This window comes from Streptomyces sp. KL116D (genome assembly GCF_030766975.1).
Taxonomy (GTDB): Bacteria; Actinomycetota; Actinomycetes; order Streptomycetales; family Streptomycetaceae; genus Streptomyces; species Streptomyces longispororuber_A.
On the sequence record NZ_JASERH010000087.1, the window covers coordinates 26,323 to 49,838 of the forward strand.

At 70.8% G+C, this 23,516-nt stretch carries 18 protein-coding genes and 1 tRNA gene; 1 reads left to right on the forward strand and 18 read right to left on the reverse strand.

Annotated elements, in window-relative coordinates; translation table 11 throughout:
* Positions 1-64 precede the first annotated feature (64 nt).
* Positions 65-1,102, reverse strand: a complete 1,038-nt coding sequence (locus tag RBJ77_RS35150) for a TraR/DksA family transcriptional regulator (protein WP_372348700.1) — start codon at positions 1,100-1,102, stop codon at positions 65-67.
* A 624-nt stretch (positions 1,103-1,726) separates the two neighbouring features.
* On the opposite strand from RBJ77_RS35150, the gene ileS reads away from it, so the two are divergent.
* Positions 1,727-4,864 (forward strand): isoleucine--tRNA ligase, encoded by a 3,138-nt coding sequence (gene ileS / locus RBJ77_RS35155; protein WP_372348701.1) that lies wholly within the window; start codon positions 1,727-1,729, stop codon positions 4,862-4,864.
* An 84-nt stretch (positions 4,865-4,948) separates the two neighbouring features.
* On the opposite strand, the gene RBJ77_RS35160 is transcribed toward ileS, so the two are convergent.
* The 17 genes from RBJ77_RS35160 to rsmH all read right to left on the reverse strand — a co-directional run bounded on the left by RBJ77_RS35160 (position 4,949) and on the right by rsmH (position 23,144).
* A tRNA-Ala gene (locus RBJ77_RS35160) sits at positions 4,949-5,023 on the reverse strand.
* Positions 5,024-5,167: 144 nt separating this feature from the next.
* The gene (locus RBJ77_RS35165) at positions 5,168-6,334 is read right to left on the reverse strand and encodes a DivIVA domain-containing protein (protein WP_372348702.1); all 1,167 of its coding nucleotides are present in this window, start codon (positions 6,332-6,334) and stop codon (positions 5,168-5,170) included.
* 46 nt (positions 6,335-6,380) lie between these two features.
* A complete protein-coding gene (locus RBJ77_RS35170) occupies positions 6,381-6,665 on the reverse strand; it encodes a YggT family protein (protein WP_033318070.1) in 285 nt (94 codons plus the stop codon).
* A gap of 73 nt (positions 6,666-6,738) precedes the next feature.
* Positions 6,739-7,380 carry a cell division protein SepF gene (locus RBJ77_RS35175; protein WP_255966160.1) on the reverse strand — a complete coding sequence of 214 codons (642 nt, stop codon included), beginning with the start codon at positions 7,378-7,380 and terminating at the stop codon, positions 6,739-6,741.
* A gap of 126 nt (positions 7,381-7,506) precedes the next feature.
* Positions 7,507-8,253, reverse strand: a complete 747-nt coding sequence (locus RBJ77_RS35180) for a YggS family pyridoxal phosphate-dependent enzyme (RefSeq protein WP_372348703.1) — start codon at positions 8,251-8,253, stop codon at positions 7,507-7,509.
* Positions 8,254-8,259: 6 nt separating this feature from the next.
* On the reverse strand, positions 8,260-8,991 hold the full coding sequence (pgeF, locus tag RBJ77_RS35185) for a peptidoglycan editing factor PgeF (RefSeq protein ID WP_372348704.1): 732 nt from the start codon (positions 8,989-8,991) through the stop codon (positions 8,260-8,262).
* Between the two features lie 31 nt (positions 8,992-9,022).
* Positions 9,023-10,252 (reverse strand): cell division protein FtsZ, encoded by a 1,230-nt coding sequence (ftsZ, locus tag RBJ77_RS35190; RefSeq protein ID WP_372348705.1) that lies wholly within the window; start codon positions 10,250-10,252, stop codon positions 9,023-9,025.
* Positions 10,253-10,550: 298 nt separating this feature from the next.
* Positions 10,551-11,363 (reverse strand): cell division protein FtsQ/DivIB, encoded by an 813-nt coding sequence (locus RBJ77_RS35195; RefSeq protein ID WP_372348706.1) that lies wholly within the window; start codon positions 11,361-11,363, stop codon positions 10,551-10,553.
* A 26-nt stretch (positions 11,364-11,389) separates the two neighbouring features.
* Positions 11,390-12,478 (reverse strand): undecaprenyldiphospho-muramoylpentapeptide beta-N-acetylglucosaminyltransferase, encoded by a 1,089-nt coding sequence (gene murG / locus RBJ77_RS35200; protein ID WP_255966148.1) that lies wholly within the window; start codon positions 12,476-12,478, stop codon positions 11,390-11,392.
* A gap of 6 nt (positions 12,479-12,484) precedes the next feature.
* A complete protein-coding gene (gene ftsW / locus RBJ77_RS35205) occupies positions 12,485-13,810 on the reverse strand; it encodes a putative lipid II flippase FtsW (protein ID WP_372348707.1) in 1,326 nt (441 codons plus the stop codon).
* Between the two features lie 97 nt (positions 13,811-13,907).
* Entirely contained in the window at positions 13,908-15,341 is a 1,434-nt protein-coding gene (gene murD / locus RBJ77_RS35210; protein ID WP_372348708.1) for a UDP-N-acetylmuramoyl-L-alanine--D-glutamate ligase, read from the reverse strand.
* Positions 15,323-16,396 carry a phospho-N-acetylmuramoyl-pentapeptide-transferase gene (gene mraY / locus RBJ77_RS35215; protein ID WP_255966142.1) on the reverse strand — a complete coding sequence of 358 codons (1,074 nt, stop codon included), beginning with the start codon at positions 16,394-16,396 and terminating at the stop codon, positions 15,323-15,325. The genes murD and mraY overlap by 19 nt, the downstream gene beginning before the upstream one ends.
* Entirely contained in the window at positions 16,393-17,796 is a 1,404-nt protein-coding gene (gene murF, locus RBJ77_RS35220; RefSeq protein ID WP_372348709.1) for a UDP-N-acetylmuramoyl-tripeptide--D-alanyl-D-alanine ligase, read from the reverse strand. Before murF ends, mraY begins: the two co-directional genes overlap by 4 nt.
* Positions 17,797-17,800: 4 nt before the next feature.
* Positions 17,801-19,456, reverse strand: a complete 1,656-nt coding sequence (locus RBJ77_RS35225) for a UDP-N-acetylmuramoyl-L-alanyl-D-glutamate--2,6-diaminopimelate ligase (RefSeq protein ID WP_372348710.1) — start codon at positions 19,454-19,456, stop codon at positions 17,801-17,803.
* A gap of 60 nt (positions 19,457-19,516) precedes the next feature.
* Positions 19,517-21,481 carry a peptidoglycan D,D-transpeptidase FtsI family protein gene (locus RBJ77_RS35230; protein ID WP_372348711.1) on the reverse strand — a complete coding sequence of 655 codons (1,965 nt, stop codon included), beginning with the start codon at positions 21,479-21,481 and terminating at the stop codon, positions 19,517-19,519.
* Positions 21,482-21,485: 4 nt separating this feature from the next.
* On the reverse strand, positions 21,486-22,151 hold the full coding sequence (locus tag RBJ77_RS35235) for a septum formation initiator family protein (RefSeq protein WP_372348712.1): 666 nt from the start codon (positions 22,149-22,151) through the stop codon (positions 21,486-21,488).
* 36 nt (positions 22,152-22,187) lie between these two features.
* Positions 22,188-23,144, reverse strand: coding sequence for a 16S rRNA (cytosine(1402)-N(4))-methyltransferase RsmH (gene rsmH / locus RBJ77_RS35240; protein WP_372348713.1), 957 nt, complete (start codon positions 23,142-23,144; stop codon positions 22,188-22,190).
* Positions 23,145-23,516 lie beyond the last annotated feature (372 nt).

Genomic DNA, 23,516 nt, shown 5'->3' on the forward strand with positions numbered 1-23,516 from the left:
TCAACCTCGTACCTGACTGAGGACGAGAGTACGGCACGGCCGCGGGCCCCGACGTGGTCGGTGGTCAGTAACGGCGCTCCTGCTTCTGCTTGCACTCCACACAGAGCGTGGCCCGCGGGAAGGCCTGCATCCGGGCCTTCCCGATGGGGTTCCCGCAGTTCTCGCAGAGCCCGTACGTGCCGGCGTCCAGCCGCTCCAGGGCCCGCTCGGTCTGCAACAGCATCTCCCGGGCGTTGGCGGCCAGCGCCATCTCGTGCTCGCGGGTGATGTTCTTGGTGCCGGTGTCGGCGTCGTCGTCGCCCGCCCCGTCCCCGGAGTCCCGCATCAGTCCCGCGAGCCCCTCCTCGGCAGTCGCGATCTCGCTCCCGAGCCGCAGCACCTCGCTCTGCAGCTCGGCGCGCGCCTCGGCGACCTCCGCGGGGGTCCACGGGTCCTCGCCGGGCCGGACCGCCAGCTCCCCGGGTGCGCCCGCGGCCCGCGCCTTGGGGACCTCCCCGGGCTTCTTCGCCGCCGTGGCCGTGCCCTGAGTCTTCTTCGCAACCACTGTCGTGGCTCCCGTCGTCTTCGCGGCCTCGTCGGCCGCGCCCTCGGCCGCGGAGGCGACCGCCTTCTTCGCCGCGCCCTTGCGCCCGGCGGTCTTCTTGGCGTCCGCCTTCTTGGCCTCGGTCTTCTTGGCCACCGTCTTCGCCGCGGCCTTCTTGGCCGCGGCGCCCGGGGAACCGCTCCCGGCACCGGCCGCCGCCCCGGTCCCCTCCTCGGCGACGGCCTGCTCGGCCGCGCTCCGCCCGGCCGTCCCGCCCTGCGCCTTCTTCTTCGTCGTACGCTTCCCCGCCGCGGCCTTCCCGCCACCTGCGGCCGCGTGCCCAGCGCCTTCGGAGGCGACGGCGTCCTTGCCCGCCGCCTTCTTGGCCGTGCGTTTCGCCGCGGACGTCTTCTTCGCCGCGGCACTCCCGGCGGACGCCGAGGACTGCGTGGTCTTCTTGCCCCCCACGTCCTTCCCGGCCCCGCCGGAGGCAGTGGCACGGGCCGCCCCGCCGGAGGCACCCGCGCCCGTGGATCTGCCGGACGCAGACTGCTGAACGGCGGTCTTCTTCGCCACCATGGCCGCGGCCCCTTCACAAATTGTGATCTTGCTCGCGAATCGTGCTGGGACGATAAATCGACTCGGGGCCCGCGGCAACGGGGCGCCGAGCCCGATCCACCCCCTCGTCACGCCCCCGCGACCGCCTCGCGACAGACCTGCAAGCGTTGTGCCCAGCTCCCGGCCGGGTAATCCGCCCGCCCACCGGGCGCCCCGGGACCAGCTCGGATCGGACACCGTGCGTATCGCCATTCGGGTCACCCTGCGCAGCCGCCACCCCCACGCCCCGGCCCCGCGAAAACCGGTCGGCCGTCCCTTCCCGGGCGCCGTACACTGGGCGGAGCGAAAAGCGTGGATGGGGCCGAGTAGCGACGTACGCAGCCAAGAGCGATCCGGGGACGGTGGAAGCCCGGGGGCGAGCGCGCCGCGAAGATCACCCCGGAGCCGCCGGAAGAACGCCGCAGGGCAGGTGCAGCGGCCAGTAGACCCGGCATCGCGACCCCAATGAGGGGGCTCACCGAAGCGCTCACCGGCGCCCAGGAGGGCCAAGGAGGGTGGTACCGCGGGAGCGCGCCGCACACGGCGTACAGCACAGGAGCTCTCGTCCCTCCGACGGAGAGAAGCACGTCCGCCGGAGGAAGACTGATGACGCAGTACCGCCAGGTGCCCGCCCAGGTCGACCTGCCCGCCCTCGAGCACGCCGTGCTCGACTTCTGGCGCGAGCAGAAGATCTTCGCCAAGAGCCTGCAGCAGTCCGAAGGGCGCCCCGAGTGGGTGTTCTACGAGGGCCCGCCCACGGCCAACGGCATGCCGGGCGCCCACCACATCGAGGCCCGCGTCTTCAAGGACGTCTTCCCCCGCTTCCGCACCATGCGCGGCTACCACGTGGCCCGCAAGGCGGGCTGGGACTGCCACGGCCTGCCGGTGGAGCTCGCGGTCGAGAAGGAGCTCGGCTTCAACGGCAAGAAGGACATCGAGGCGTACGGCATCGCCGAGTTCAACGCCAAGTGCCGCGAGTCCGTGACCCGGCACACCGACGCCTTCTCCGACCTGACGACCCGCATGGGCTACTGGGTCGACCTCGACGACGCGTACCGGACGATGGACCCGGAGTACGTCGAGTCGGTCTGGTGGTCGCTGAAGGAGATCTTCGACAAGGGCCTGCTCACCCAGGACCACCGCGTCGCCCCCTGGTGTCCGCGCTGCGGCACCGGCCTCTCCGACCACGAGCTGGCGCAGGGCTACGAGACGGTCGTCGACCCCTCGGTCTATGTCCGTTTCCCGCTCACCTCCGGTCCGCTGGCCGGCCAGGCCTCGCTCCTGGTCTGGACGACGACCCCCTGGACGCTGGTCTCCAACACGGCGGTCGCCGCGCACCCCGACGTCCGCTACGTCGTCGCGACCGACGGCGAGGAGAAGATCGTCGTCGCCGAGCCGCTCGTCGAGAAGGCGCTCGGCGAGGGCTGGGAGACGACCGGCGAGTCCTTCACCGGCGCGGAGATGGAGCGCTGGAAGTACCAACGCCCGTTCGAGCTCGTGGAGTTCCCGGCCGAGGCCCACTACGTGGTCAACGCCGAGTACGTGACGACCGAGGACGGTACGGGTCTGGTCCACCAGTCCCCCGCGTTCGGCGAGGACGACCTCAAGGTCTGCCGCGCGTACGGCCTGCCGGTGGTGAACCCGGTGCTGCCCGACGGCACGTTCGCCCCCGAGGTCCCGATGGTGGGCGGCGTCTTCTTCAAGAAGGCGGACGAGAAGCTCACGGAGGACCTGAAGGAGCGCGGTCTGCTCTTCAGGCACCTCCCGTACGAGCACAGCTACCCGCACTGCTGGCGCTGCCACACGGCGCTGCTCTACTACGCGCAGCCGTCCTGGTACATCCGCACCACCGCGGTCAAGGACCGTCTCCTCCAGGAGAACGAGAAGACCAACTGGTTCCCGGAGACGGTCAAGAACGGCCGCTTCGGCGACTGGCTGCAGAACAACATCGACTGGGCGCTGTCCCGCAACCGCTACTGGGGCACCCCGCTGCCCATCTGGCGCTGCGAGGAGGGCCATCTCACGTGCGTCGGCTCCCTCGGGGAGCTGTCGCAGCTGACGGGCACGGACCAGTCGTCCCTCGACCCGCACCGCCCGTACATCGACGCCGTCACCTTCCCCTGCACCCACGAGGGCTGCGCGGAAACGGCGACGCGCGTGCCGGAGGTCATCGACGCCTGGTACGACTCGGGCTCGATGCCGTTCGCGCAGTGGGGCTACCCGTACAAGAACAAGGAACTCTTCGAGTCCCGCTACCCCGCGCAGTTCATCAGCGAGGCCATCGACCAGACCCGTGGCTGGTTCTACACGCTGATGGCGATCGGCACGCTGGTCTTCGACAAGTCCTCGTACGAGAACGTGGTCTGCCTCGGCCACATCCTCGCCGAGGACGGCCGCAAGATGTCCAAGCACCTGGGCAACACGCTGGACCCGATCCCGCTGATGGACCGGCACGGCGCGGACGCGGTGCGCTGGTTCATGGCGGCCGGCGGCTCCCCGTGGGCGGCCCGCCGCGTCGGCCACGGCACCATCCAGGAGGTCGTCCGCAAGACGCTCCTCACGTACTGGAACACGGTCGCCTTCCAGGCCCTGTACGCCCGCACGTCGAACTGGGCGCCCAGCGAGGCGGATCCGGCCCCGGCCGACCGCACCGTCCTGGACCGCTGGCTGCTGTCCGAGCTGCACCAGCTCACGGACGAGGTCACCAAGTCCCTGGAGGCGTACGACACCCAGCGCGCCGGCAAGCTGCTCTCGGCGTTCGTCGACGACCTGTCGAACTGGTACGTGCGCCGCTCGCGCCGCCGCTTCTGGCAGGGCGACAAGGCCGCGCTGCGCACCCTGCACGACGTGGTGGTGACGGTCACTCAGCTGATGGCGCCGCTCACGCCGTTCATCGCGGAGCGGGTCTGGCAGGACCTGGTCGTCCCGGTCACCCCGGGCGCCCCGGAGTCGGTGCACCTGTCGTCGTGGCCCGAGCCCGACCGCTCGGCGATCGACCCGAGCCTGTCGACGCAGATGGACCTGGTCCGCCGCCTGGTGGAGCTGGGCCGTGCCACGCGCGCGGAGTCGGGCGTCAAGACCCGCCAGCCGCTGTCCCGCGCGCTGGTCGCGGTGTCGGGCTTCGACGCCCTCTCCCCCGAGCTGCACTCGCAGATCACGGAGGAGCTGAACGTCACCTCGCTGGCCTCGCTCTCCGAGGTCGGCGGCAGCCTGGTCGACACCACGGCGAAGGCGAACTTCCGGGCGCTCGGCAAGCGGTTCGGCAAGCGCGTCCAGGACGTCGCGAAGGCCGTGGCGAACGCCGACGCGGCCGCGCTGTCCCTGGCCCTGCGCGAGGGCACGGCGTCGGTCGAGGTCGACGGCGAGACGGTGACGCTGGCCCCGGACGAGGTGATCATCACGGAGACGCCCCGCGAGGGCTGGTCCGTGGCGTCCGACTCCGGTGCGACGGTCGCCCTCGACCTGGAGCTCACGGAGGAGCTGCGGCAGGCGGGCCTGGCCCGTGACGCGATCCGCCTGATCCAGGAGGCCCGCAAGAACAGCGGCCTGGACGTCGCGGACCGGATCGCCCTGCGCTGGACGTCCACGGACCCGGCGGTGATCTCGGCCCTGTCCGAGCACTCCGGCCTGATCGCGGACGAGGTCCTCGCGACGGACTTCGCCCAGGGCGAGGCGGACGACACGTACGGCACCCCGTTCACGGACGAGGGCCTGAGCCTGACGTTCCGCCTCCGCAAGGCGTAGCGGACACCCGAAGGGCCGGTGCTGCCAGGGATTCCTGGCGGCACCGGCCCTTCGGCGTTCCATCCGCTCGTACAGCAGGCGCACCGGGGCGGGCCGGATTCGAACCGGCGTCCTCCCACATGCGGTGAAGGCGCGACGACCGACTGCGCTACGCACCCCGGCGCTGCCCGCACGCTATCGGCCGACCGCCACCCGCCTCCACCGAACACCGGCACGCAAAAGGCCTTGGCCCGGATCGCAGAAACGATCCGGGCCAAGGCCTGAATGAACGCCGACGCCTTTCTCAGGCGCGCGGGGCGCCGCTTAGTTGTCGTCCTCGTCGATGAGGAAACCGCGCATCGGCGACGGAGCCTGACCCATCGGCTGCGGGCCCTGCGGCCGCACCGGAGCCATCGGCTGCGTCATCGCGGGCGACATCTGCTGCTGGGCGCCGTAGGACGGACCGCCCTGCTGCGGGTTGCCGCCCATGGTCTGGTTGCCACCGTAGGACGGGGCACCCGCACCGGCCGGAGCCATCGAAGGCGCCGGGGACGGCGGCAGCGACGCGGTCGCCGGGGTACGCGGCGGAGCCAGCGAGTCGTCGGCCTGGGTCTCCAGCTGGCGCAGCTGCGACTCCAGGTACGACTTCAGACGCGTGCGGTACTCGCGCTCGAAGCCGCGCAGGTCCTCGACCTTGCGCTCCAGCGTGGCGCGGGCGGACTCCAGGGAGCCCATCGCGACGCGGTGCTTCTCCTGCGCGTCCCGCTCCAGGGCGTCGGCCTTGGCACGGGCGTCGCGCTCCAGACCCTCGGCGCGGCTGCGGGCCTCACCGACGATCTTGTTGGCCTCGGAGCGGGCCTCGGCGATCGCCTGGTCGGCGGTCTGCTGGGCCAGCGAGAGGACACGGGCGGCGCTGTCGCCACCGGGGCCCTGACCGGGCTGCTGCATCTGCGGAGGACCACCGTGGCCGCCCATGGGACCACCCATGGGGCCGCCGAGCTGGCCCTGCATCGGACCCGGACCCTGACCCATCGGACCCTGGCCCATCGGACCGGGACCCTGCGGACCCGGACCCTGCGGGCCGTGGCCGCTGGGACCGGCCGGAAGCTGCGGAGCACCGCTCGGCAGCTGCGGCGGACCGCCCATGGGGCCGCCCATCTGCTGCTGCGGCGGGCCCGATATGCCGGCGGGCACCGGGGCGCCGGGACCGCGCATGCCCTGCGGGGGGCCCTGCTGGTCCTGCGGACCGCCCGGGCCCTCGGGGCCACCGGGGCCGGGGCCCTTGCGCATGCCGCCCTGCTGCTGGTTCTGAGCGGCGGCACGGGTGGCCGCGGCCAGCTTGGCGCGCAGGTCCTCGTTCTCGCGGAGCAGGCGGGTCAGTTCGGCTTCGACCTCATCGAGGAAGGCATCGACCTCGTCCTCGTCATAGCCTTCTCGGAGGCGGACGGTCGTGAACTGCTTGTTCCGCACGTCCTCGGGGGTCAACGGCATCTCTTCACCTCAACGTTGTCGTCGGCATTCGGCAAGACCGTATCGTTCACAGCCGGCTCACGACGGAGATCAGGATGTAGACGATGATCATCAGTACGAAGAAGGACAGGTCGAGCGCCACGCCCCCGAGACGCAGCGGCGGGATGAACCGCCGCAGAAGCTTGAGCGGTGGATCAGTGACAGTGTAGGTGGCCTCCAGAACGACCACCATCGCCTTGCCGGGTTGCCACGAGCGGGCGAACTGGAAGACATAGTCCATGACCAGCCGGAAGATCAGCACGATGAGGAAACACATCAGCGCGATGTAGACCACATCCAAAACCACGCTCATGATCGGTGGTTCCCTCTCCCCTGTGTCTCGTGCCTCGTGACTAGTTAGCTAGTCGTCGAACTAGTGCTGCGTCTCAGCTCTGGTTGAAGAACCCGCCCTCTGCGATGCGGGCCTTGTCCTCCGCCGTGACATCGACGTTAGCAGGCGACAACAGGAACACCTTCTGAGTCACCCGCTCGATGCTCCCGTGCAGACCGAAGACGAGACCGGCGGCAAAGTCGACAAGTCGCTTCGCGTCGGTGTCGTCCATCTCCGTCAGATTCATGATCACCGGAGTGCCCTCACGGAAGTGTTCCCCGATGGTACGGGCCTCGTTGTAGGTCCGGGGGTGCAACGTGGTGATGCGGTACGGCTCCCGCTCGGACACAACCTTGGGCATGATCACCGGTGCGTTCTTCTCCAGGCTCTGACGTTCAGGTGTGATGGATGCCACGGGGGCGATTCGCGCCGGACGTCCGGATTCAGCGGCGAGCGAAGCCGCCTGCCGCACCGGCTCACGGGGCGCGGGCGGCTGTACCACTCGTACCGATTCGTCCGCTTCCACCGCGCGGGAATTGTGTGACTGATGCGACGGTTCGTGCCGTCGACGGTCACGCTCGGGCTCCGGATCCAGCTCGGGTTCGAAGTCGTCGTCGGGGTCGAACCCCCGGCCGTCGTACCCATCGTCCTCCACGAGGCCGAGGTAGACCGCCATCTTGCGCATCGCGCCGGCCATGCTCTGAGTCCTCCGCTCTGTGGTGGATCGGCTGACGTCAACCAAAGTGCCCGCGATCCACGTGATCTCCCCGCCCATCAGCGAGAATGACCATATTTTCTGCTGTGGTCCGACTTCTTGGCGACGTTACCCGAGCCTGGGTCGGACTCCGAGTACCGCCGTACCGACGCGCACATGTGTCGCTCCGGCCGCCACGGCCTGTTCGAGGTCCGAACTCATCCCTGCCGAGACCATGTTCGCAGCCGGATGGGCCGCGCGCAGGACAGTCGACAAATCCATGAGCCGCTCGAACGCCGCCTGTTGCCGTCCCGCGAAGGCCCCGGTGAGCGGCGCGACGGTCATCAGCCCGTCGAGCCGCAGCCCCGGCGCCTGGGCCACCAGCGCCGCCAACTCCTCGACACCGCCCACGCCCACGCCACCACGCTCGCCCCGACCGGCACCCTCGCCTTCATCGGCATCGAGCGCGACCTGGATCAGACACCCCAGCTCACGCTCGGCCCGCACCGCTTCCTTGGAGAGCGCCGTGACGAGCTTCGCCCGGTCCACGGACTGCACGACGTCGGCGTAACTCACCACGGAGCGGACCTTGTTGGTCTGCAACTGGCCGACGAAGTGCCAGGTGAGCGGCAGATCCGCACAGGCGGCGGCCTTGGGTGCGGCGTCCTGGTCGCGATTCTCCGCCACGTGCCGCACACCGAGTCCGGACAGGATCCGCACATCGCTCGCGGGGTACGTCTTGGTGACCACGATCAGGGTCACGTCGTCGCGCTTGCGTCCGGCTGCCGCACAGGCGGCGGAGATACGTTCCTCCACCGCGGCCAGGTTCGCGGCGAGTTCTTCCTTGCGCCCCGAAAGGTGCTGCGTGTCCGTCATGTCGTATCAGTCCAGCCAGACATAGCCCGCGAGCCGGCCCGTGGCCTTGTCGCGGCGGTACGAGAAGTGGTCGTGCGACTCCAGGGTGCACACCGGCGACTGCTGCCGGTCGCGCACCCCGAGGCGCTGGAGTTGCGCGTGCACACCGGCGGTCACGTCGACGGCCGGAGTGCCCCAACTGGTCTCGGCGTACGCCGCCGGCTCGACCGCGGCGACCTCCGCGCGCATCTGCTCCGGGACTTCGTAGCACCGCCCGCAGACCGCGGGTCCGGTGCGGGCCACGATCCGGGCCGGGTCCGCACCGAGCTTCACCATCGCCGCGACCGCGGCGGGGACGACACCGGCGACCATGCCGGGGCGCCCCGCGTGTGCGGCGGCAACGACTCCGGCGACCGGGTCGGCCAGCAGGACGGGGGTGCAGTCCGCGGTGAGCACGGCGAGGGCGAGCCCGCGCCGCGTCGTGACGATCGCGTCGACGCACGGAACGTCGGCGTCCGTCGGCCAGGGCCCGTCCACCACCTCGACGTCCGGGCCGTGCACCTGGTTCATCCAGACGACCCGGGCCGGTTCGAGGCCGAGCGCCCCGGCGGCCAGCTCCCGGTTGCGGAGCACGGCCTCGGGGTCGTCGCCGACCGCGCCGCCGAGATTGAGCTCCTCGTACGGAGCGGCGCTCACCCCGCCCCACCGGTCGGTGAAGGCGAAGTGGGCGCCGCTCGCGCTGTCGCGCTGTCCTATCACTTCGGTGACGTTCCCATCAGGCCCAGGAACGTCACTTCAGGAAGTCCGGAACGTCCAGCTCCTCGGCCTGGCTGTCCGGGTAGGACGGCCGCGGGACGTGGGGCGGGCTGACCGGGGCCACGGGGGCCTCGTTCACCGGCGCGGGCGCCTCGACCGGCTCCGGCTTGGGCTCCTCGCGCGGCGTGACGCTGCCTAGGCTGCCGAAGGTCGGGCGCGAGGGCTCGGGGGCCGACGCCGCGCGAGCGGCCGCCGCCGGGTCCTCGCGCTTGGCCGACGCGGACGAGCCGATCACGTTCTCCCGCTTGGCCGGCGGCTGTCCGCCATCGAACCCGGCGGCGATCACGGTGACCCGTACCTCGTCGCCCAGGGCGTCGTCGATGACGGCGCCGAAGATGATGTTCGCCTCGGGGTGCGCGGCCTCGCTGACCAGCTGCGCCGCCTCGTTGATCTCGAAGAGACCGAGGTCCGAGCCGCCGGAGATGGAGAGCAGCACGCCGCGGGCGCCGTCGATGGACGCCTCCAGGAGCGGCGAGGAGATCGCCATCTCCGCGGCGGCCACCGCGCGGTCGTCGCCGCGGGCGGAGCCGATGCCCATGAGGGCCGAACCTGCCTCGGACATCACGGACTTGACGTCCGCGAAGTCGAGGTTGATGAGACCCGGGGTGGTGATGAGGTCGGTGATGCCCTGGACACCGGAGAGCAGGACCTGGTCCGCCGACTTGAAGGCGTCGAGGACGGAGACCTGCCGGTCCGAGATGGACAGGAGCCGGTCGTTCGGAATGACGATGAGGGTGTCGACCTCTTCGCGGAGCTCGGCGATGCCGTCCTCCGCCTGGTTGGCCCGGCGCCGTCCCTCGAAGGTGAACGGGCGGGTGACCACGCCGATCGTCAGGGCGCCGAGCGAGCGCGCGATGTTGGCCACGACGGGTGCGCCGCCGGTGCCCGTGCCGCCACCTTCACCGGCGGTGACGAAGACCATGTCGGCCCCCTTGAGGACCTCCTCGATCTCCTCGCGGTGGTCCTCGGCCGCCTTGCGTCCGACGGCCGGATTGGCTCCGGCGCCGAGTCCGCGGGTGAGTTCACGGCCGACGTCGAGCTTGACGTCCGCGTCGCTCATCAACAGGGCTTGCGCGTCGGTGTTGATGGCGATGAACTCGACGCCCTTGAGACCGACCTCGATCATCCGGTTGATGGCATTGACACCACCGCCGCCGACACCGATGACTTTGATGACTGCGAGGTAGTTCTGCGGTGCTGCCACGTCGAAGGCCTCTCGCCTCGAGTTACGTGTCGCCGCCTCGCGTTCTACGGTGCGACGACTGATGCCGAATTGGGGCGGTCCGGACTACTAGTTGACTACTAGTCGACTGCCGACCCGAACCCTAACGCTGAAGTTTAGGGTTACCAGTGTGTCTGTTCCCTGGACTCTTCCGAACCTGACACTAAGTCGACAAGTGGCGCCCGTTCAACGAACACGCCGAACCTCCCGTTTTTCTTTTCACCCTATGTGATCAGCCGTAGCGCTGCCCAACCAGGGTGCTGGCCTGCGCTGATGTGCGTCAACTCCCCGCTGACGCAGGGGCGGTGGGAACACTCACGTCGAAGTGCCGGGCCTTCGGGGCGGCTTTCATGAGTACCGCGAGAGAGCGCGCCTTCGCGGCGCCCTTCTCCGCACTTCCCCATGCGACGGTGCGTCCTTCCGTGAGCCCCAGTGCGATGTCGTCGTACGAACGGACCTTGACGGTACGGGTGTCGCGGGCGACCGCCGCCGGGAGCTGCCCGGCGACGCGCACCGCCTCCCGGACGAGCCGGTCGGGTCCGAAGCGTCGCAGACTCGCGGCCGCGCCCGACTGATCCGGTGTCAATTCCAGCCGGGGAACGCCCTTCGGCGCCTTGTCGACCGTCGCAAAACGAACGCCACCATGGTCGACTTCGACGAACTTGCCCGAATTTCGGTCGTCTTCGACAATCAGGACCGGCTTGCGCTCCGTCACTTTCAACCCGATTCCGTGCGGCCAGGAGCGCACGACGTCAATCGAGTCGATTCGGGGCAATTTCCGCCGCAAGCGGTCCTCAATGGCACCCGTGTCGACGGAAATCAACGGGGAGCCGACCGGGACGGCGGCCGCGTCACGCACCTGTGCGGGCGTGAGGACGTCCGTCCCGGAGATCGTGACGCGCTCGGCGCGCAGCCACTGCGATCCGTACAGGAGCCAGGTGCCGCCCGCGCCGATCAGGACGAGCAGCACTCCGGTCACGACCAGGGTCCGTACGCTCGGCAGGCGCGGCCGGCGGGGCGCAGGGGGCGGGCCCGCTGCGGACGCCTCGGCCTCGTCTCGTTCGCCGCGGTCCGCGGTGGTCGCTCCGGCCACGCTCCCCTGCCTCCGTGTCGTCGCGCCTAGTGGCGTGAGTTGATCGCCTCGTACACCATCCCGACGAGCAGGTCGTCGGCGTCCCTGCGGCCGAACTCCGAGGCGGCGCGGGACATCTCGTACAGCCGGTGCGGGTCGGCCAGCACGGGCAGGACGTTGCCCTGGACCCACTCGGGGCTCAGCTCCGCGTCGTCGACCAGCAGGCCGCCGCCGGCCTTGACCACCGGCTGGGCGTTGAGCCGCTGTTCACCGTTACCGATGGGCAGCGGGACGTAGGCGGCCGGGAGCCCGACGGCGGAGAGTTCGGCGACGGTCATCGCGCCCGCGCGGCAGAGCATCATGTCGGCCGCGGCGTACGCGAGGTCCATCCGGTCCACGTACGGTACCGGGATGTACGGGGGCATCCCCGGCATCTGCTGAACCTGCGGCAGTTCGTTCTTGGGACCGACCACGTGCAGGATCTGGATGCCGGACTGCTGGAGGAGCGGTGCGACGCGCTGCACGACCTCGTTCAGGTGCCGGGCGCCCTGCGAGCCGCCGGAGACCAGCAGCGTCGGCAGGTTCGGGTCGAGGCCGAACGCGGCGCGGGCCTCGGGGCGGACCGCGGCCCGGTCCAGCATGGCGATGGTGCGGCGCAGCGGGATGCCGATGTAGCGGGCCCCGCGCAGCTTGCTGTCCGGGGTGGAGACGGCGACGCCCGCGGCGTACCGCGAACCGATCTTGTTGGCCAGGCCCGGCCGGGCGTTGGCCTCGTGCACCACGATCGGGACGCCCGCGCGCTTGGCGGCGAGATAGCCGGGCAGCGCCACGTACCCGCCGAATCCGACGACGCAGTCCGCCTTGGTGCGCTCCAGGATCTGCTCAGCGGCCTTGATGGTGCCGCGCAGCCGCCCGGGGACGGTGATCAGCTCAGGGGTGGGCTTGCGCGGCAGCGGTACGGCGGGGATCAGCGCCAGGTCGTAGCCGCGCTCCGGGACCAGACGGGTCTCCAGGCCGCGCTCCGTGCCGAGCGCCGTGATCCCCACGGTCGGGTCCTGCCTGCGCAGGGCGTCCGCGAGGGCGAGCGCCGGCTCGATGTGGCCGGCGGTCCCCCCACCGGCGAGTACGACATGCACCGAAATTCACCGCTCTCCGGACGTACGCGCCGAGGCGCGCCGTCGCATCGTGTTCCATCTCATCCCGCGCTCCCCCGTGGTTCGCCGCATGGCGAGGGCCGCCCGCGCCGCCGGCTCGTCCCGCGCGAACGCGATCAGGAGCCCCACGGCGAACATGGTCGGCAGCAGCGCGGAGCCTCCGTACGAGAACAGCGGGAGCGGGACGCCGGCGATCGGCAGCAGGCCGAGCACCGCACCGATGTTGACCACGGCCTGCGCCGTGATCCAGGTCGTCACGCCACCCGCGGCGTATCGAACGAAGGGGTCCTCCGTGCGTCCGGCCACGCGGATACCCGCATAGCCTAGAGCCGCGAACAGGGCGAGCACCGACAGCGTCCCCGCCAGGCCCAGTTCCTCACCGGTGATGGCGAAGATGAAGTCGGTGTGCGCTTCGGGAAGTTGACCCCATTTTTCCACACTCGCCCCGAGCCCGGAACCGAAGAGTCCGCCGGAGGCCAGGGCGTAGATCCCGTGCAGTCCCTGCCAGCACATGTCGCCGGGCCCGGCGTCCGAGCTGCCCAGGCAGGCCAGGCGCGCCATCCGGTTCGGGCTGGTCTTGATCAGCATGATGCCGATCGCGGCCGCGACGGAGAGCACCCCGACGAAGAGCCGGGTGGGCGCTCCGGCCAGCCACAGAAGGCCGAAAAGGATGGCCGTCAGCAGGATCGCGGTGCCCATGTCGCCGCCGAGCATGATCAGGCCGAGCAGCAGGAAGGCGACCGGGACGAGCGGCACCAGCATGTGCTTCCACTGGGTCAGCAGCCGCTTGTCGTGCTTGCGCGCCAGCAGGTCGGCGCCCCACAGGATCAGCGCCAGCTTCCCGAACTCGCTGGGCTGGAGCATGAAGGGGCCGCCGAGCGCGATCCAGTTCTGGTTGCCGTTGATCGACACTCCTATCCCCGGCACCTGCACGAGGACCATGAGGAAGACGCTGACGGCGAGGATCGGGTAGGCCAGGGCGCGGTGCAGCTTGACCGGCATGCGCATCGCGAGCAGCAGCAGGACCGTGCCGATGACGGCGGCGACGAACTGCTTGCGGAAGAAGTACGAGCTGGACAGGCCCATCTGCAGGGCCGTGATCATCGACGCGGAGTAGACCATCACCAGGCCGAGCACCGTGAGCAGCAGTGCGGCGCCGAGGATCAGGTAGTACGCGGTGAGCGGCCGGTCCCAGGCGCGCCGGGCCTGCGCGTACAGGCGGCGTACGGGGTTGGCGCGCGCCCGGTAGACCTTGCTGGTCCTCCGGGGCGGTGCGGTGGGGCGCTTGGTGGTGCGGGCACTGCTACCGGCCATTGCCGCTCCCCGACGGTGAGCCGTACGTCTGTACCTGTTGCGCTGCCACGTCCCCTCCCAGGGTGCCCGGCGTCACCGGGCACCCGCGCGGGTCCCCTCAGACGCTGGTGGCGCCGAGTTCGCGGACCGCTGCCGCGAACGCCTCGCCACGCTCGTTGTAGTTGGTGAACATGTCCATCGACGCGCAGGCCGGGGCCATCAGCACGGTGTCCCCCGGGCGGGCGAGCCGCGCCGCCTCCTGGACCGCCGCGGACATCGACCCAGTGTCGGTCCGGTCGAGGTCGACGACGGGGACTTCCGGCGCGTGTCGTTCCAGGGCCTCACGGATCAGGCCACGGTCCGCGCCGATGAGGACGACGCCCCGCAGCCGCTTCGCGGCGCCCGTGACCAGCTCGTCGAAGGTAGCGCCCTTGGCCAGACCGCCCGCGATCCACACGATCGACTCATAAGCCGCCAACGAGGCTTGTGCGGCATGGGTGTTGGTGGCCTTGGAGTCGTCGATGTACGCGACCCCGGCCACGTCGGCGACGTGCGCGATGCGGTGCGCGTCGGGCCGGAAGGCGCGCAGTCCGTCGCGTACGGCCTGGGGCTCGACGCCGAAGGCGCGGGCGAGGGCCGCGGCGGCGAGGGCGTTGGCGATGTTGTGCGGGGCCGGCGGGTCGACGTCGGAGATCTCGGCGAGCTCCTGCGCGTTCTTCTGCCGGTTCTCGACGAAGGCGCGGTCGACCAGGATGCCGTCGACGACGCCGAGTTCGGAGGGGCCGGGCGTGCCGAGCGTGAAGCCGATGGCGCGGCAGCCCTCCTCGACGTCGGCCTCGACGACCAGGTCCTCGGTGGCCTTGTCCGCGACGTTGTAGACGCACGCGACCTGGTTGCCCTCGTAGATGCGGCCCTTGTCGGCGGCGTACGCCTCCATGGAGCCGTGCCAGTCGAGGTGGTCGGGCGCGAGGTTCAGGACGGCGCCGGAGTGGGCGCGCAGCGAGGGCGCCCAGTGCAGCTGGTAGGAGGAGAGCTCGACGGCGAACACGTCGTAGGCGTCGTCGCCTTCGAGGACGACGTCGACGATCGGCGTGCCGATGTTGCCGACGGCGGCCGTGCGCAGGCCCGCGGCCTTCAGGATCGACGCGAGCATCTGCGTCGTCGTGGTCTTGCCGTTGGTGCCGGTGATGGCGAGCCAGGGCGCGGCGTCCGGGCCGCGCAGCCGCCAGGCGATCTCGACGTCACCGACGACGTCGACGCCGGCCTCGCGGGCCGCCTCGAAGAGCGGGGACGAGGGCTTCCAGCCCGGCGACGTGACGACCAGGTCCGTGCCCTCCGGCAGGGTGGCCGCGTCCGCGAGCCGGACGGCGATCCCCTCTTCTTTGAGAAGGGCCGCCTTTTCGCGGTGCGCCGCGCTGTCGCCGCCGTCCACGACGGTGACGGACGCGCCGAGGCCGGCCAGGGCGCGGGCGGCGCTGAGGCCGCTCACGCCGAGACCGGCGACGGTGATGTTCAACCCCTGCCAGGTGGAGGTCACTTCTTGGCTGCCCATCCTGCGTAGAAGAGGCCGAGTCCGACGATCACGCACATGCCCTGGATGATCCAGAACCGGACCACGACAAGGACTTCGGACCACCCCTTGAGTTCGAAGTGGTGCTGCAGCGGCGCCATCCGGAAGACGCGCTTCCCGGTCATCCGGAAGGAGCCGACCTGGATGACGACGGACATCGTGATGAGCACGAACAGGCCGCCGAGGAGCGCGAGGAGCAGCTCCGTGCGGGAGCAGATCGCGAGGCCGGCGAGGGCGCCGCCGAGGGCGAGCGAGCCCGTGTCACCCATGAAGATCTTGGCGGGCGAGGTGTTCCACCACAGGAAGCCGAAGCAGGCGCCCATCAGCGCCGATGCGACGACGGCCAGGTCGAGCGGGTCTCTGACCTCGAAACAGGCGCCCGGGTTGGTCAGGGTCTGCGCGTTGGCGCAGGACTCCTGGAACTGCCAGACACCGATGAAGGTGTACGCGCCGAAGACCATCACGGAGGCGCCGGTGGCGAGACCGTCGAGGCCGTCGGTCAGGTTCACGCCGTTCGACATCGCGAGGATCATGAACAGCGCCCAGACGCAGAACAGCACCGGGCCGATCGTCCAGCCGAAGTCCTCCACGAAGGAGAGCCGGGTGGAGGCCGGGGTCTGGCCGCGGGCGTCCGCGAACTGCAGCGAGAGCACCGCGAAGGCGATGCCGACGGTGAGCTGGCCGGCCATCTTCGCCTTGGCCCGCAGACCGAGCGAACGGCGCTTGACGATCTTGATGTAGTCGTCGAGGAAGCCGACCAGACCCATGCCCGCCATCAGGCCGAGCACGAGCAGACCCGACAGGGTCGGCGCCGCGCCGGTGATCAGCTTGCTGAGGAAGTACGCGATGAGGGTCGCCAGGATGAAGGCGATGCCACCCATCGTCGGCGTACCGCGCTTGGCGTGGTGCTCGCGTGGGCCGTCGTCACGGATGTACTGGCCGTAGCCCTTGCGGGCCAGCAGCTTGATGAGCAGGGGCGTTCCGACCAGGGTCAGGAACAGCCCGATGACGCCCGCGAAGAGGATCTGCTTCATCATCGGGCATCGACCCCGCTCTCGAAGCCCTCGAGCAGCGCCTGTGCCACGCTCTCCAGGCCCACCGACCTGGAGGCCTTCACGAGCACGACGTCACCCGGGCGCAGCTCACTGCGCAACAGGTCGACCGCCGCCTGTGCGTCGGACACGTGCACCGACTCCTCACCCCACGAACCCTCGTTATAGGCGCCCAGTTGCAACCAGGACGCTTCCCTGCCCCCGACTGCCACGAGCTTGCTGACGTTGAGCCGGACGGCGAGCCGTCCGACCGCGTCGTGCTCGGCCAGCGATTCGTCACCGAGCTCGGCCATGTGCCCGAGCACCGCCCACGTACGGCGTCCCCTGCCCATGGCCACGAGCGCGCGCAGGGCGGCTCGCATGGACTCGGGGTTCGCGTTGTAGGCGTCGTTGACGATCGTGACGCCGTCCGAGCGCTCGGTGACCTCCATGCGCCAGCGGGACAGGGTGCCCGCCTCGGAGAGCGCGAGGGCGATCTCCTCCACGGACATGCCAAGGTCATGGGCGACGGCGGCCGCGGCGAGCGCGTTCGACACGTGGTGCTCACCGTACAGGCGCAAGGTCACTTCGCTGCACCCGGAGGGTGTGTGAAGGCTGAAGGAGGGCTGCCCGTTCTCCGTGAGCCGGACATTCTCGGCGCGTACGTCGGCTTCGGCGGCCTCTCCGAAGAGGAGGACCTTCGCCTTCGTGCGGGAGGACATGGCCCGGACGAGCGGATCGTCCGCGTTGAGGATCGCGGTGCCGTCGGCGGGCAGCGCCTCGACGAGCTCGCCCTTCGCTTCCGCGATCTGCTCACGGCCGCCGAACTCGCCGATGTGCGCGGTGCCGACGTTCAGGACGACGCCGACCTTCGGGGGCGTGAGTCCCGTCAGGTAGCGGATGTGGCCCTTGCCGCGCGCACCCATCTCCAGGACGAGGAACTTCGTCTCGTCGGTGGCGGACAGGGCGGTCAGCGGCAGCCCGATCTCGTTGTTGAACGAGCCCGGCGTGAAGATCGTCGGGGCGCTGCGCCGCAGCACCTGGGCGATCAGGTCCTTGGTGCTGGTCTTGCCCGCCGAGCCGGTCAGCGCGACGAGCGTGGCGCCGAGCCGGGCGACGACGTGCCGGGCCAGCGCACCGAGCGCGGCCTGCACGTCCTCGACGACGATGGCGGGCACCCCGACCGGGCGGGCGGCCAGCACGGCGACGGCGCCCGCGGCGATCACGTCGGCGGCGTAGTCGTGGCCGTCCACGCGCTCGCCCGCGAACGCGGCGAACAGGCTTCCCGCCTCGACCTTGCGCGAGTCGATGACGACCGGCCCGGTGACCCGGGCCTGTTCATCCGGTATGTCGTACGTCTGCCCGCCGACGACTGAGGCGATCTCGGCGAGGGAGAGGGCGATCACAACTTCATCCCTGGGTTTGCTCGATGGCTTCGCGAAGCACCAGGCGGTCGTCGAAGGGACGCACCACCCCGGCGATGTCCTGGCCCTGCTCGTGGCCCTTGCCCGCGACGAGCACCGTGTCGCCGGGCTCGGCGCGCGCGACGGCGGCGGCGATGGCCGCGGCCCGGTCCTCGAAGACGGCGACGTCGCCCCGCTCGTGCGCCGGGACGTCGGCGGCGCCCGCCAGCATGGTGGCGAGGATCGCGAGGGGGTCCTCGGAGCGGGGGTTGTCGGAGGTGAGGATGGCCGTGTCGGCGAACCGCGCGGCGGCGGCGCCCATCGGCATCCGCTTGGTCCTGTCCCGGTCCCCGCCGCAGCCGAGCACGATGTGCAGCTTGTTCTCGGTGACCTTGCGCAGCGCCTTGAGCACGGACTCGACGGCGTCGGTCTTGTGCGCGTAGTCGACGACTGCGAGGTACTTCTGACCCGCGTCGACGCGCTCCAGGCGGCCCGGCACACCGGGTACGGCGGCGACGCCGTCGGCCGCGGTCTGCGGGTCGATCCCGGCGACGGCGAGCGTGACGATCGCGGCGAGGGTGTTCGCGACGTTGAAGGGGCCCGGCAGCGGCGCGCGGGCGCTGATCCGCTCGCCCGCGGGGCCGACGACGGTCAACGTCGAGCCCAGCGGCCCGACTTCGACGTCCTCGGCGCGCCAGTCGGCGTCCGGGTGGCCCTCGGCCGAGAAGGTGACGACCGGGACCTCGCTCTCGTCGACGAGCCGGCGGCCGTACTCGTCGTCGAAGTTCACCACGCCCTGTTTGCTGCGCGCCTTGGTGAACAGCTGCGCCTTCGCCCGGAAGTAGTCCTCCATGTCGGAGTGGAACTCCATGTGCTCCGGGCTGAGGTTGTTGAAGACGGCGACGTCGAAGACGCAGCCGTCGACCCGGCCGAGCACGAGGGCGTGGCTGGACACCTCCATGGCGACGGCCTCGACGCCGCGCTCGCGCATGACCGCGAACAGCGCCTGGAGGTCGGTGGCTTCGGGGGTGGTCCGCTCGGACTTGATGCGCTCGTCGCCGATGCGCATCTCGACCGTGCCGATCAGGCCGGTGCTGCGGACCGACTTCAGACCGCCCTCGACGAGGTACGCGGTGGTGGTCTTGCCGGACGTGCCGGTGATGCCGAGCTGCAGCAGGTCCTTGCCGGGCCGGCCGTAGATGGTGGCGGCCAACTCGCCCATGCGGCCGCGCGGGTTCTCCACGACCAGCGGGACGAGTCCGGCGGCCGCGACGCGCTCGGCGCCGGACGGGTCGGTCAGCGCGGCGACCGCGCCGAGCGTCGCGGCCTGCGCGGCGAAGTCGGCGCCGTGCGCGCGGGCTCCGGGGAGCGCGGCGTACAGGTCGCCGGGGCGCACCGCACGGGAGTCGTGGGTGATGCCGGTGACGTCCGTGGCCGTCGCGGGTGTCGGGACACCCAGCTGATCGGCCAGCTCCGCGAGGGGTGTGGCGGAGACCTCGACCGGCCGCGGCGGCCCGGGATATGTCACGGGTGCGCCCTTCTGGGTGGTTTGGGACTGATCAGCGTGTGGCACGGCGGTGAGCGTACCGGGCGCACCCCGCCCTGGGCGAAGCGAGGGGCGTGGCGCGGGCTGGTTCCCTGGATCGGGGGTGATGGTTGTCACGAGCTCTTCACGGGTGTCGTCACTGTGTGGGGATGATCATGATCACGTGCGTCACGACCGTCACGGCTGGAAATAGACGGGCAGCCGCGCGGGCTTGGCGCCGGTGGGCGGCACTTGAAGGGTCTTCAGGGCGAACTCCATGACCTGCTTGTAGATGGGGCCGCAGATCTGGCCGCCGAAATAGCTCCCCTTCGTGGCGTTCTGGATGGCGCAGTAGACGGTGACGCGCGGCTTGTCGGCGGGCGCGAACCCGGCGAACGACGACGTGTACCCCTTGTAGCGGCCGGTGGCCGGATCCACGCGGTTGGCGGTGCCCGTCTTGCCGGCGACGCGGTAGCCCGGGATCCGGGCCTTCGTGCCGGTGCCCTCCTCGTCGTCGACCACGGACTCCAGCATCTGCGCGACCGTCTTCGCCGTCTTCTCGCTGACGACCCGGGTCTGCTTGGGCTTGGGCGCGGGCGTGAACTTGCCGTCGGGGCCCGTGGTGCCGCGCACCAGGGTCGGCTCGATCCGTACGCCGCCGTTGGCGATGGTCGAGTACACGGAGGCCGCCTGCATGGCGTTGATGGAGAAGCCCTGCCCGAACGGGATCGTGTACTGCTGCGACGTCGACCACGTGTCGGGGGCCGCCAGGATGCCCGCGGTCTCCCCGGGGAAGCCGAGGCCGCTCTGCCTGCCGATGCCGAACTTGCGCAGGTAGGAGGCCAGCGTCCGGTTGGCCTCCGGCTGTGTCCTGCCGAGCTGTCCCGTCGCCAGGATGGTGCCGATGTTGCTGGACTTGGCGAGCACGCCGTTGAGCGTGAGGTGCCACGTCTTGTGGTCGATGTCGTCCTGGAAGAGCCGGTCGCCGCGGTGCAGCCGGTTGGGCACGGTGACATGGGTCATCGGCGTGGCCGCGTTCTCCTCCAGGACCGCCGCCATCGACATGACCTTGGCGGTGGAGCCGGGCTCGTACGCGTCCTGGAGCGCCGCGTTGCCCAGGGCCGCCGCATTCGCCTGCGACAGGTCGTTCGGGTCGAAGCCGGGCGCGTTCGCCATGGCCAGGACCTCGCCGGTCTGCGTGTCCTGCACCATCACGTAGCCGCGGTCGGCGCCGGACTTCCTGACCTGCTCGCTGATCGCGTCCTGCGCGGCCCACTGGATGTCGCGGTCGATGGTCAGCTCGATGTCGGAGCCGGCCACCGCGGGCTGCTCGGTGCTGCCCGCCGTCGGCACCTGCTGCCCGCCGGACTGGGCGTAGCGGATCTTCCCGGACTTGCCGGAAAGGTCCTTGTTCAGCTGCTGCTCGACTCCGCCGCCGCCCTTGCCGTCGGCGTTGACCCAGCCCAGTATCCCGGCGGCCAGGTCGCCGTTCGGGTACACGCGCTTGCTGCTCGGGTCGGCGAGGACGCCGGAGAGCACGCTGGCCTCGCGGCCCTCGGCGTTGGCCTTGTCGTTCAGGGTGGACCTGAGGTCCTTGATCTGCTTCCAGACCTGCGGCGTCTGCCGCGCGGCGAGCCGCACGTACCGGGTCTTCTTGGTCCTCAGCTTCTTGGCCACCGTGTCCGCGTCGACCCCGATGATCGGCGAGAGGAGCGCCGCGGCCTGCTCGGGCGCGTCCTTCACCTTGGTGATCTTCTCGGTGAACATCGTCGGGTCGGCGGTGATGTCGTACGCGTCCACGCTGGTCGCCAGGGCGACGCCGCTGCGGTCGGTGATGCCGCCTCGCTCGGCGGCGATGGTGTGGCTGACGTACCGATTCAGCTCGGCTTTCGCGGCGTACGCGCTCGCGTCGACACCCTGCACCTGGAAGAGCCGCACGACGAAGACCATGAGGACGAGCGTGAGGCCCAGGCTCACCATCCGCAGCCGGGGCCGCGGGCTGCCCAGGCGCAGTGGGGTGGAGGCCTTCGGCGGCGCGGGGCGCGGGCGCCGTGCGGCGGGGCGCGCACCGGGAGCCGGGCGCCGCTGGGCGCCGGGCCTGCCGGTTCTGGCCGGGCGCGCGGGGCCGGGCACACGGCGTCGCGGGGGCACCCTGTCGGTCATGGCGTCACCTGCCGGAGGTCGAGGGGGCGGAGGCCGCGGGGGTCGGGGTCACGGGCTTCGCGGTCGCCGGGGGATTCGGAGCCGGCCGCCCGGACGGATGGGTCGGACGGGTGGGGCGGGCCGACGCGGGCGGTTCGGCGGACGGTGCGGTGGACGGCGCGCTGGAGGTCGCCGCCGGGGGCGTCGCGTTCGCGGGCGCCTGGGCGGCCTCCGGTGGGCGGGGTTCGGGCGTGCGCACCGGCGAGGGCAGTGCGGCCGGGCTCGGCATCCCGCGGACCGCGCCGTCGGGGGTGAGGAAGGCGGGGTCGCCGCCGGGCACCATGCCGAGCTCGCGGGCGCGGCGCTGGAGGGCGTCGGGCGCCGAGTAGGAGTCGACCTTGCGCTGCAGTTCCTGCTCGTCGTCGGTGAGCTCGGTGGTCTGCTTCCTCAGCTTGCTGAGCTTGAACGAACCTTCGTTGAGCGAGGAGTTCAGCAGCAGGAGCGTGATGAGTCCGCCGCCGAGCAGCAGCACGACGAGGAGGACGAACGGGGTGCGGGCGGCCTGGGAACCACCGGACGGCAGGGCCGGGAACAGCCGCGTCAGCCGAGCGACCCTCCCCCGTAGTTCGCCTTGCGCACCCTGGGAACCCCGGGCGCCCTTCGAACCTTTCGAGCCACTCGTGGCACTCATGACCACCCCTCCACGCGTGCGTGCCTCACTGGACCCTCACCCGTTCACGTCCTCGCGGATGCGCTGCGCACCTCGCAGCCGTGCCGGGGCGGCCCGGCGGTTCTCGGCGACCTCTTCCTCCGTGGGGAGTTCGGCGCCGCGCGTGAGCAGCTTGAGCCGCGGCTGGTAGCGCTCGGGGACGACCGGCAGCCCGGGCGGCGCCGTGGTGGCGGCGCCGGCCGCGAAGACCTGCTTGACCAGCCGGTCCTCGAGCGAGTGGTACGACAGGACGGCGATCCGGCCGCCGACCGCCAGGGACGTCACCGCGGCGGGGACGGCCCGCTCCAGGACGCTCAGCTCGCCGTTGACCTCGATGCGCAGCGCCTGGAAGGTGCGCTTGGCCGGGTTGCCGCCGGTGCGCTTGGCCGCCTGCGGCAGGGAGTCGCGGATCAGCTCGACGAGCCGTGCGCTGTTGCTGAACGGCTCCTTCTCGCGCTCCCGCACGATGGCCGAAACAATGCGCTTGGCCTGCTTCTCCTCGCCGTACTGGCGCAGGATCCGCACCAGTTCGCCGGGGGCGTACGTGTTGAGGACCTCGGCGGCGCTCATGCCGGTCGTCTGGTCCATGCGCATGTCGAGCGGCGCGTCCTGGGCGTACGCGAAGCCGCGGTCGGCCTCGTCGAGCTGCATGGAGGAGACGCCGAGGTCGAACAGGACGCCCTGGACGCGCGGGACGCCCAACCGGTCGAGGACCTCGGGCAGTTCGTCGTAGACGGCGTGCACGAGGGTGGCCCGGTCGCCGAAGGGGGCGAGCCGCTCGCCGGACAGCCGCAGCGCTTCCTTGTCGCGGTCGAGCGCGACGAGCCGGCAGGAGGGGAAGGTGGAGAGCAGCGCCTCGCTGTGTCCGCCGAGTCCGAGGGTGCAGTCGACGACGACCGCCCCCGGCTGGGCCAGGGCCGGAGCCAACATGTCCAAGCAGCGCTGGAGCATGACCGGGACGTGTCGCTGACTCAAGGGGCCCTCTCAGGTCCGGCGGGCCCGCACGCACTGCCGGGTCCCCGCCCGCTCGTGAAGGGGATGGTGGTCCGTCGGCGCCGGGGAAGTGACGCCGGCCGACCGGAGCGGGAGGAGGCCGAGCCGTACGTACGCGCCGCGCACGCGGGGAGCGTCCGGCGGCGCCGGGATCTCCGTGTTGCATCGTTGCGTGGTTATCTGGGGTCGGCGTCACTTTAGTCCACGGTGCTCCGCGGTCAATCAACCGGCCTGCGCGTCGCGGGCGCGTCGGCGCGAAGCCGCATTTCGCCGGAATTCACCCGTTCGGTCGAGGCCGGTCCGCCCTGTGGGTTAGCTCACAACAAGGCTCGATGACGTTCTTTGTCCCACCTC